This is a genomic window from Sphingopyxis sp. Geo25, from assembly GCF_949769135.1.
Classification (GTDB): Bacteria; Pseudomonadota; Alphaproteobacteria; order Sphingomonadales; family Sphingomonadaceae; genus Sphingopyxis.
The window spans coordinates 662,737-672,543 of sequence record NZ_CATKOZ010000002.1; the positions used below are offsets into that span (position 1 = coordinate 662,737).

Genomic DNA, 9,807 nt, shown 5'->3' on the forward strand with positions numbered 1-9,807 from the left:
AATAACCGCGCCGCCGCACTCCTCCGCTTCGCTGCGGCCCTGCGGGTTCGCGGGTCACCTCATGCGCCGGCCCTTGGTCCGCCCATGCCGCAGGGATGGTCCCGCGGTACATTCAAGGAGACGACCAATGGCAGCAATCGGCTTTGTGAACGGCACCATCGAACAGGGCTTCGTGGGCCAGCTGAAAACCCTCTCGATCCGCGCGGCGATCGAGATCCGCGCCAATCGCTCGAAGGCGGGCGACGTTCAGCCCGACTACCGGGTTTATTCCGAAGGCGTCGAGATCGGTGCGGGCTGGATCCGCGTCGGACAGGTATCGCGTGAACCTTATGTGTCGCTGAGCCTCGCGGCTCCCGAGTTCGGTCCGCGCCGCCTCTATGCGAACCTCGGCCGCGCCGCCGGCCAGGACGGCGAAGACGGCTACGCCCTCATCTGGAACCCGGTCGACTGACCGGACCGGCTGCCCCGCACCGCTTCGGCGGTGCGGGGCCTTGTCGTGCCCCAGCGTCAGGCGGCGAGGGCCGGCAGGTCGGCAAGCGTGAACGTGATTGGATTGCGCTGCCAGATCGCGACCTCGGACTCGCGCCAGCCGCAGCAACGCTCGGCGAGCTTGTGCTGCGGCGGGAAGGTGCCGGCGGCGATCTTGCGATAGAGCGTCGCCCGGCTGAGGCCGGTGCGGTCAAGAACGGTATTGAGGCGGAGGAAGCGATCGACGGGCTGGGATGACATGGCAAGTTCCTTCATTGCATGACTGGTTTTGATGCCCCGTGCGATGAAGGTTGGGGATGTTCGTGCCCCCGTCAACTTTATGGATATTTGTGTAAATTGGAGTGGTAGCGTTCCTGTCGGTTCCCGGCGGTTCCCGGGTATTCCTGGCGGGCTCAGGCGTAGTAGAAGTTTTTTTCTCACACCGTCTCAGAAATGTGCCTTTTCGGTGAAATCGAGCCCGCTGTGGGCGGTCGCGTCCAAATTGCCGCGCCGCCAGCGGCGCGATCGTCGTTCGAGTCGTTCGAAATTGGGCCAGCGGTCGCCGCTGCGCGGCGGCGTTGATTGTCCCCGGCTGGGCGGGGGCAGGGTGGGCGTCACTCGCCTCTAGCCCCGCACGGCCGCGCCGCAACCCGCGTGCCGCGGGTCCTCCTCTTCGTTCCGGCCCTTCGGGTGCGGCCCGGCCGATCACGCGGGTCTGCCGGCTCCCTCCTGCCGCCCACCCCGCCCCTTTCCGGGCCGGGGTGCGGTGGCTGGAAGGAGAAGGGACATGCGTGCGGAAAGACAGGAACGGGCCAGCCTCTACACCGAGGTTACCAACCGCATTATCGCGGAACTGGAAGAAGGGCGGCTACCTTGGGTGCAGCCTTGGGATAGCGCCGCGTGTGGATGCACGATGCCGCAGAACGCGGGAACTGCCCGGCGCTATTCGGGGATCAATGTGCTGCTCCTTTGGGCCGAGGGGATTGCCAAGGGCTATGCCTCGCAGCGCTGGCTCACCTACCGTCAGGCCGAGGCGGCGGACGGCAATGTCCGGCGCGGCGAGAAGGGCACCGTCATCTGCTATGCCGATCGGTTCACGCCCAAGGCCGAAGCCGAGGCGGCGCGCGGCCAGGATCGCGAGGCGCGGCAAGTGGCGTTCCTCAAACGCTTTGTCGTGTTCAACGTCGACCAGTGCGAGGGACTGCCCGAGGATTTCACTGTCCCGATGGTCAGCCCCGATCCGGTGCTTGCCATCGCCGGGGCCGACGCGCTGATTGCGGCGAGCGGCGCGCGCTTCCAGATCGGCGGCGGCGAGGCCTTCTACAGCCCGATCCATGATTTTGTGCAGGTGCCGCCGCAGGCCGCGTTTCACGAACCGGTGAACTGGTACCGCACCGCGCTGCACGAGATTGGTCATTGGACCGGTCATGGCAGCAGGCTCGACCGCGACCAGAAAGGCGGGTTTGGATCGGCGGCCTATGCCAAGGAAGAGCTTGTCGCCGAGATGGCGGCGGCGTTCACCTGCGCTTCGCTCGGCATTACGCCGACCGTGCGGCACGCCGATTATATCGGCTCATGGCTTTCCGTGCTCCGTGATGACGAGAAGGCGATCTTCCGCGCCGCCAGTCAGGCGAGCAAGGCGAGCGACTATCTGCTGGCGTTCGCGGGAGAAGGACAGTGAGGAGGCGCGATCTCTCGACCGTCACCATCGCGGACGCAGAGCGCCGGATGGTGATTGCGCTGCGCAAGATGACCGCGCGACAAGGCGATATCTTTCTGTCGATACGCTTTGATGAAACACCTTATCCGGAGTTGGCCGAGCGGCATGGTGTCACCGTCGAGCAGGTCACGAATGATTTTGCCCGCGCGCTAATCATGTGGTCGCGCTGTCTTCATGCGCGCTTCCCGCAGTTGGTCTGGCCGTGGCTTTGATCGGCGGCGGGCCGGATGGCGCTTGCCATCCGGCCCGCCGCCTTTCAGGGTGAGAAGGATGCGAACCTCTCTCGATCATCTTCCGCAGTCGAAGCAGCGCGAACTCGCGCATGTCGTGCGCGTGCTGTTCGAAGAATTCGAGGCGGCCCATGCGATGGGGACTTCCAAATGGAAGAAGCAGGCGCGCATCTTCAAGATCGTCCTCTATGGCAGCTATGCGCGCGGCGACTGGGTCGATGATCCGGTCGGCGGTTACAAGTCGGATTATGACTTGCTCATCATCGTCAATGACGATCGATTGACCGACTTCGAGGTGTGGTCCGCCGCTGAGGACCGGCTGATGCGTGAGGTCACGATCAACAACAGCCTCACCGCGCCAGTGAGCTTCATCGTTCACACGCTGACCGATGTGAACGCGCAGCTCGAACGCGGACGGCCGTTCTTTGTCGATATCGTGGCGCAGGGAATCGCGCTCTACGAGGCCGAAGGGTATGAATTCGCGCAGCCGCGTGATCTTCCCGCCGATGAGGCGCGGGTCGAGGCGCAGAAGCACTTTGACAAGTGGTTCAAAAGTGCGTCAGCATTTCGATCAATGGCCGAGACTGCGCGTCAGGACGGAAACTTCAACGAGGCAGCCTTCGTGCTCCATCAGGCAGCGGAGCGGCTCTACCATTGCGTGCTCCTCACCCTGACACTGTATTCTCCCAAATCGCACCGCCTTAATTTTCTCCGCTCGCAGTGCGAACAGATCGCGCCCCCGCTGATCGAAGCTTGGCCGCGCGGCGATAAATTCAGCCGCCGCTGCTTCGAACTTTTGCGGTTGGCATACGTGAACGCTCGCTACTCGCCTTCATACGAGATCACCGCCGAGGAACTGGGCTGGATCGGCGAGCGTGTCTCGGTGCTCGAAGGTCTCGTCGAAACCATCTGCCGCGACCATCTCGCGGGATTGCAGGGCGCCGACCGCGCCGCAGAATAGGGGAATGTCATGGAAGATTCCGAAACGCTGGTCACGCTGACCGCTGACATTGTCGCCGCGCACGTCAGCAACAACAGTGTCGCCATATCGGATATCCCGCTCGTCATCCGGTCGGTGCACGCGGCGCTCGCGGGGCTGACGTCGAAAGCCGAACCTGAGCCCGAGCCGCAGCAGCCCGCCGTCTCGGTGCGGGCATCGGTGAAGCCCGACTACATCGTATGTCTGGAAGACGGCAAGAAGCTGACGATGATGCGCCGCTATCTGATGACCCAATTCGGCATGACGCCCGAAGACTATCGCGCCAAATGGAACCTGCCGAAAGACTATCCGATGGTCGCGCCCAACTATGCCGAGAAGCGGCGCGTGCTCGCCAAGGAAATCGGTCTCGGCACCAAGGGCCGTGGAGGCGGCCGCAAGCCGGTGGCTCGCGGCCGCGCAAAGGCGAAATAGACCCGCCCGCCTCAGCTCTTGTCGGTCAGATCGACCGACGTGCCGCCGCTCGGACCGTCCCCGCTCCGGATAGCATGCGCCGTGGTATGCGCCGCTGCATTGAGGTGCATCTTCTGCCGCATGGCCTTCGCCCAAGCGGGAGGTTCGCCCGGAGCAGAGGAGCCGGCGGCTGGTGCTGGTGCAGACGAGGTCGGCGGAGGTGAAGCGGGATCCTCTTTCGAGGCGCCGAGACCCGCCCGCGCCCCGGCGCGGAAGTTCGATTTGAGTTCCTGTCCCACCTTGTCTGCCATACGGCGAAGCGGAGACGTCGCAGCGTCGCCCGCCTTGCTGAGTGCGGCCTTGCCAACAGCCGCCGAACCACCTGCGACGGCGCCCGCGCCTGATCGGCCGAACGAGCCTACGCCATAGGCCGCGGTGGCCGCGCCAGCGGCACGGCTCCCGGCTCCGGCCGTCGCCATCGCCATGCGTCCGCCCGCCATCGCGCCGGCGCCTGCGGCACCGGCCGCAAGCTTGCCGGCTGCGACACCGCCAGCGATCATCCCGCCACCTGCAATCGCGGTACCGACGGCGGCGCCCGCGCCAAGCTGCGGACCGCCCGCGACGATACCGTTCGCAACCGCTGGGCCGAAGATGGCGAGCCCGAGCAGGGCGAGTGCCGCAAGCACCAGCGCCATCGACGTGTGCAGGTCGATTTCTGCGACGAGATCGGAGTCGAGAATGAGGTCCTGAAACAGGGTCGTTCCGATGCCGGTGACGATCGCGAGCACAAGCAGTTTGATCCCCGTCGACATGACGTAGCCGAGGACGCGCTCGGCCATAAACGCCGTGCGGCCAAAGAAGCTGAACGGCAGCAGTACGAACCCGGCGAGCGTCACGAGCTTGAACTCGATTACGGTCACGAAAACCTGGATCGCCATGATGAAGAAGGCGAACATGATCAGGATCGCGCTCAGAAGCAGCAGCACGATCTGCGGCAGGTTGGTCAGCGTCCCGATCGGACCGGTGAGGCTGTCGAGGTTTTCGAGCAATTGCCCCGCGACATCGATGCCGGTGCTGCCGATCCGTCCCGGTCGCAGAAATTCGCCGATCGCCATCGTGTCGCCAGTCGCCTTGAGCCCGAGACCAGTGAAGCTTTCGAGGAGGACCGTCGCGAGGCTTTGGAAGTTGCCGATAATGAAGGCGAAGGTCCCGATCGTCAGAGTCTTCTTGATGAGGCGCTGCATGACATCCTCGTCCGTCCCCCATGCCCAGAACAGTCCGGCGATGGTGAGGTCGATGACGATGAGGGTCGAGGACAGGAATGCGACCTCGCCCTGGAGGAGGCCGAACCCGCTGTCGATATAGCGGCTGAAGGTCTGAAGAAATGTATCGATGATGTCGGTGTCGTTCATGACCCGAACTCCTGTGAAAGGGATTGAACTGGAGTGGCTGTGTGAAGCGTCGAGACCCGTTCCTCGGCTTCGAGCGCGAAGGCGCGGCTGCCACGCCGGTGCCAAAGTTGAAGCTGTGCCTCGCGCGCATCGCCGCCGAGCTTCGCGGCGGCTTCGAGCAGCAGGCCGAAGATCGCGGGCCGATCGTCGCCAGTGAGATCGACAAGCTTCGCCTTGGCGACGAGGCCGCCAAGCTCGATCAGCTGACGCGTGCGTTCGCGGCGCTTCACTTGCCACGCTCGGGTGTCATGCCGCGCCCGCTTCGCCTGAAGGCGATTGCGCGCCTGCGTTGCCCGCCGATGCGCCGCCCGCGTCCCGGCCAGCGCCTTTGCGAGTGCGGGCGCTAGTTCCGCGAAAGAAGGCTGCACCGCTTTTGCGCCACGCCTCCTTCCGCGTGGCATCGGCGCGCGCGGCGTCGATGAGGGCGCCGGCGAGGATCTCGATGTCGAGATCGGCGGCGCCCGTGGAGGTCACGAGTTCGCCGAGCTGCGCTTGCTTTCGCGCCTTGATCGTCCTTGCCTTGTCGTTGAGCGCCTGAAGTTCGGCGTCGAAATCGCGTGGTTTACGCATCGTCTGTCCTTCCATTTTGAGGGTCGGACGATCCAGCTATGCCGAGTCTCAAGGGCCGGCAAGGCGCTGGAATAGCTTGAGATGTTACGATCCCGAGCGCGATGAAATCGTGTGAGGGCGCGCTTATACGTCGTGCCGACGTGCTCGTTTTGCCGTAAATGGATAGCCCTCATGGCGATCTATCATTTCTCGGCAAAAGTCATTTCGCGCGCCGCCGGCAGCAGCGCCGTGGCGGCTGCGGCCTATCGTTCGGCCGACCGGCTGCACGACGAGCGGCTCGGTCGCAGCCATGACTTCTCGAACAAGGCGGGCGTCGTTCACAGCGAAGTGCTGATCCCCGAAGGTGCGCCCGAGGAGTGGCGCGACCGCGAGCGGCTTTGGAATGATGTTGAAGCGGCGGAGCTTCGCAAGGACGCGCAGCTCGCCCGCGAGATCGAGTTCGCGATCCCGCGCGAGATGACGCAGGATCAAGGGATTGAACTGGCGCGCGACTTTGTGGCCCGCGAGTTCGTCGATCGCGGCATGATCGCTGACCTCAATGTGCATTGGGACATCGGCGCCGACGGGCTCGCGAAGCCGCACGCCCATGTCATGCTAACGATGCGAGAGATCAAAGTCGATGGATCGGCTGAGTTCGGCGCCAAGGTTCGCGACTGGAACCGCACCGAGCTTCTGACGCATTGGCGCGAAGCCTGGGCAGATCACGTCAACGAACGGCTGGCATTACTCGACATCGATGCGCGCATCGATCATCGGTCGCTCGAAGCGAAGGGCGTCGACCTTGAACCGCAGCACAAGATCGGCCCGGCGGCCTCGCGCATGATGGCGGAAGGGCTGGAGGCCGATCGGCATGGTGAGCATCTGGAGATTGCGCGCTCGAACGGCGACAAGATCATCGCCAATCCCGGCATCGCGATCGACGCGATCACCCGCCGGCAGGCGACGTTCACGAACCGCGATCTTGCCATGTTCGCGCACCGGCACAGCGACGGCAAGGAGCAGTTCGACGCGGTGATGTCGGCGATCAAAGCGTCGCCCGATCTGGTCGCGCTCGGTCAAGACGGGCGCGGCGAGGATCGGTTCACGTCGCGATCGATGATCGAGACCGAACAGCGTCTGGAACGCGCGACCGCGACGCTCGACGCGCGGCGCAATCATGCCGTTCCCGATCACCAGCGCGAAAGGGCGCTCGCTCTTGCTGCTGAGCGCGGTCTGGACCTGTCGGTCGAGCAGCGCGGCGCTCTCGAACATGTGACCGGCTCTCGCGGGATCAGCAATATCGTCGGCTATGCCGGGACCGGCAAGAGCGCGATGCTCGGTGTTGCGCGCGACGCGTGGGAAGCGGCGGGCTATCAGGTGCATGGCGCTGCGCTCTCGGGCATCGCCGCCGAAGGTCTGGAGCAAGGCTCGGGTATCGGCGCGCGGACGCTCGCCAGCCTTGAGCATCAATGGGCCAATGATCGCGAGCGGCTGACCGACAAGCATATCCTCGTCATCGACGAGGCCGGCATGGTCGGCACCCGCCAGCTCGAGCGTGTCGTGTCCGAGGCCGAGCGGCAGGGCGCCAAGGTCGTTCTCGTCGGCGATCCGCAGCAGTTGCAGGCGATTGAGGCGGGAGCGGCGTTCCGGTCTGTCGCCGAACGCCATGGCGCCATCGAGATCATGGACATCCGCCGCCAGCAGGAGGACTGGCAGCGTCAGGCGACGCGCGAGCTCGCCACCGGGCGGACCGGCGAAGCGATCGGACGCTATGCCGAAACGGGGTTCGTGCATGAAGCCGCGACGCGCGAAGCGGCGCGCGCCGAACTTGTTGATGGCTGGGATCGTGATCGCCAGCATTATCCCGATGCCAGTCGGATCATCCTCACCCACACCAATGACGAGGTGCGCGTGCTCAACGAGGAGGTGCGCAATCGGCTGAAGGCGAGCGGGGCGCTTGGCGTCGACGTTGCCCTTACCGTCGAGCGCGGCGAGCGGATGTTCGCCGAGAATGATCGTGTGATGTTCCTGAGGAATGAGCGCAGCATCTGCGTGAAGAACGGCTCGCTCGGTACGGTCCAGAATGTCGACCGGACGCGCATGGCCGTGATGCTTGACGACGGGCGCAGCGTGGCGTTCGACCTTAAGGACTTTGCCCATGTCGATCATGGCTACGCCGCCACAATCCATAAGGCGCAGGGCATGACGGTTGATCGGGTCCAGCTACTTGCGACGCCGGGAATCGATAGCCACTCGACTTACGTCGCAATGTCGCGGCATCGCGAGAGCGCCGATCTTCACTATGGGCGTGACGATTTTGCCGATCGCGGGAAGCTTATCCGCGCTGCCTCGCGCGAGCGTGGCAAGGATATGGCGAGCGACTATCGTGTGCCTGAACCCGCGAAGGCAGTGGAGCCGAAACGTGGCATGTTCGACGGGCTGAAGCTGCGTGTCTCGCGCGAGGCGCAGGATCCGGCGCCGCCCGAACGGCAGCGCCCGGTCCGGCTCGCCGACGTCCGCATCAGCGCCCGGTCGCTCGAAGCTGAGTCGTCTCGTTCGCCGATCGACAAGGCGATCACGCGCTTCGCGCGCGTGACAAAGGAGATCGTCGACGTCCGGCGTGCCGGGGGCAAGGAACTGCCACATGAGGCGGAGGCATATCGCAAGGCGAAGATGGAGATCGAGGCGCTGCGGCCTAGCGGCGCGAACGATTTGCACGAGGCGTTCGGGAAAAGTTATGCGCTAACGAAGGACGCCGCCGAGGGTCGGACCGCCGGGGCCATCGCGGTAATGGACCAAAAGGATGCCGAGCGCGCGGCCGAGCGCGTCGCAGCCGATCGTGCGGCGCGCGATCGTGCGCGGCTCGCTGTGGAGGCAAAGCGGCTTGACGCCGAGACCGACAAGCGCGCCGAGTTGTTCGTCGCGAACTGGAAGAAGGAGAGCGCGCGGGTCAAGGACGCGCCGACCTATGCGGCGCGGGATGCAGCGCGCGCCAACCTCGCTGACATGGCCAAAAGCCTGCATCGCGATCCGCAGCTCGAGTCGCTGCTTCAGAACCGCCGCGCGCAGCTCGGGCTGGACGCTGTGAGAGGAAAAACGCTGTCTCAGGACCTCCAACTGAGTCTGGGCCGTGGACGGGGGCTGGGGATGTCGATGTAACGTGCGCCCATGACCGATGAACCAGCCAGCTCAGCCCCGCCGCCCCCGGATGCCGCCGCCGTCTTCGAAGATCTGCGCCGCGAAATATCGTTGCAGCGCTCGGCGATCGAGGGGCTTACCGCCGCGAAGGACAGGCTGCCTGATTACTCTCCAACGCTGCGCAAGATAGAGGCGCGTCTCGACCGCCTCGACCAGCATATCGAAAGCATTCGCGACAAGCCGGCCATGCGCCTCACACCGCTGACGCTAGCCGCCGAGAGCCACGAAGCATCGAGATCATTCGGAGCCGAGGATCGCAAATCTGTTGGAGAGGCCCGCGAAACGCTGGCACGCGCTCTGGGCCGCGTCGAGGGAATGATAAAGCAGAAGCGGTCGAACGACGAGCAGGATTGGTGGGTTACCTGGGCAGCTATAGGCGGATTGCTAATTGGGGCGCTCCTGACGCTGCTCGGCGTGGTTGCGGCGACATAGGTGCTCAATGGGCCTCGCAGATCACAGCAGGTATGCGGCGGCTATCCAAGTCGCAGCCAGTCGCCGCACAGCTGCCTGTCGAATATCGTCCCGCATGTCGAACGGTGGTCGGCGAAGCTCCTTGATCGTAGTCGCCTTGTCGCCCCTCGACGGCGGTACTTTTTCGGATCCCCTTTTCCCAATTCATCGTAACGTACCCTGAGGCTTCGAGCCCATCGGCGTTCTATGCTGCGAGCGGCGGAGGCAATCGGATGTGATGTTATGACGGATTCGCCGCCGTGGTCCGCTGCTATTCGCTCACGCGCTAGCTAGGGCGTAAGGGACCCGTATTCGACCTCATCCAGTCTAGATGCTGCGCGTCGGATACAG

At 64.5% G+C, this 9,807-nt stretch carries 11 protein-coding genes; 7 read left to right on the forward strand and 4 right to left on the reverse strand.

From position 1 onward, the window contains the following. Positions 1-127 precede the first annotated feature (127 nt). The gene (locus QOL68_RS10440; protein ID WP_282948302.1) at positions 128-451 is read left to right on the forward strand and encodes a DUF736 domain-containing protein; all 324 of its coding nucleotides are present in this window, start codon (positions 128-130) and stop codon (positions 449-451) included. Positions 452-507: 56 nt separating this feature from the next. Here QOL68_RS10440 and QOL68_RS10445 read toward each other — a convergent pair whose 3' ends face one another. Further along, positions 508-729 (reverse strand): helix-turn-helix transcriptional regulator, encoded by a 222-nt coding sequence (locus tag QOL68_RS10445; protein ID WP_282948300.1) that lies wholly within the window; start codon positions 727-729, stop codon positions 508-510. 526 nt (positions 730-1,255) lie between these two features. On the opposite strand from QOL68_RS10445, the gene QOL68_RS10450 reads away from it, so the two are divergent. The 4 genes from QOL68_RS10450 to QOL68_RS10465 are packed head-to-tail and all read left to right on the forward strand — an operon-like array spanning position 1,256 to position 3,829. Beyond that, complete coding sequence (locus tag QOL68_RS10450; RefSeq protein ID WP_282948298.1) at positions 1,256-2,149, forward strand: ArdC family protein; 894 nt, start codon at positions 1,256-1,258, stop codon at positions 2,147-2,149. Continuing rightward, positions 2,146-2,400 carry a sigma factor-like helix-turn-helix DNA-binding protein gene (locus QOL68_RS10455; RefSeq protein WP_282948296.1) on the forward strand — a complete coding sequence of 85 codons (255 nt, stop codon included), beginning with the start codon at positions 2,146-2,148 and terminating at the stop codon, positions 2,398-2,400. The genes QOL68_RS10450 and QOL68_RS10455 overlap by 4 nt, the downstream gene beginning before the upstream one ends. Positions 2,401-2,458: 58 nt before the next feature. After that, positions 2,459-3,379 (forward strand): nucleotidyltransferase and HEPN domain-containing protein, encoded by a 921-nt coding sequence (locus QOL68_RS10460; RefSeq protein ID WP_283404297.1) that lies wholly within the window; start codon positions 2,459-2,461, stop codon positions 3,377-3,379. 9 nt (positions 3,380-3,388) lie between these two features. Next, the gene (locus QOL68_RS10465; RefSeq protein ID WP_283404298.1) at positions 3,389-3,829 is read left to right on the forward strand and encodes a Ros/MucR family transcriptional regulator; all 441 of its coding nucleotides are present in this window, start codon (positions 3,389-3,391) and stop codon (positions 3,827-3,829) included. Positions 3,830-3,840: 11 nt separating this feature from the next. On the opposite strand, the gene trbL is transcribed toward QOL68_RS10465, so the two are convergent. Genes trbL through QOL68_RS10480 form a run of 3 tightly spaced genes read right to left on the reverse strand, consistent with a single transcriptional unit; the run spans position 3,841 to position 5,829 of the window. Beyond that, positions 3,841-5,220: a P-type conjugative transfer protein TrbL gene (gene trbL, locus QOL68_RS10470; protein WP_283404299.1), complete on the reverse strand. Its 1,380-nt coding sequence runs from the start codon at positions 5,218-5,220 to the stop codon at positions 3,841-3,843. Continuing rightward, positions 5,217-5,489 carry a conjugal transfer protein TraD gene (locus QOL68_RS10475; RefSeq protein WP_283404300.1) on the reverse strand — a complete coding sequence of 91 codons (273 nt, stop codon included), beginning with the start codon at positions 5,487-5,489 and terminating at the stop codon, positions 5,217-5,219. Before QOL68_RS10475 ends, trbL begins: the two co-directional genes overlap by 4 nt. Positions 5,490-5,505: 16 nt before the next feature. Beyond that, positions 5,506-5,829 carry a conjugal transfer protein TraD gene (locus QOL68_RS10480; protein WP_283404301.1) on the reverse strand — a complete coding sequence of 108 codons (324 nt, stop codon included), beginning with the start codon at positions 5,827-5,829 and terminating at the stop codon, positions 5,506-5,508. A gap of 171 nt (positions 5,830-6,000) precedes the next feature. On the opposite strand from QOL68_RS10480, the gene traA reads away from it, so the two are divergent. Together traA and QOL68_RS10490 are read left to right on the forward strand one after the other, a co-directional pair. Next, positions 6,001-8,967, forward strand: coding sequence for a Ti-type conjugative transfer relaxase TraA (gene traA / locus QOL68_RS10485; protein ID WP_283404302.1), 2,967 nt, complete (start codon positions 6,001-6,003; stop codon positions 8,965-8,967). Between the two features lie 9 nt (positions 8,968-8,976). After that, the gene (locus tag QOL68_RS10490) at positions 8,977-9,438 is read left to right on the forward strand and encodes a DUF6118 family protein (RefSeq protein WP_283404303.1); all 462 of its coding nucleotides are present in this window, start codon (positions 8,977-8,979) and stop codon (positions 9,436-9,438) included. The last annotated feature ends 369 nt before the right edge of the window (positions 9,439-9,807 follow it).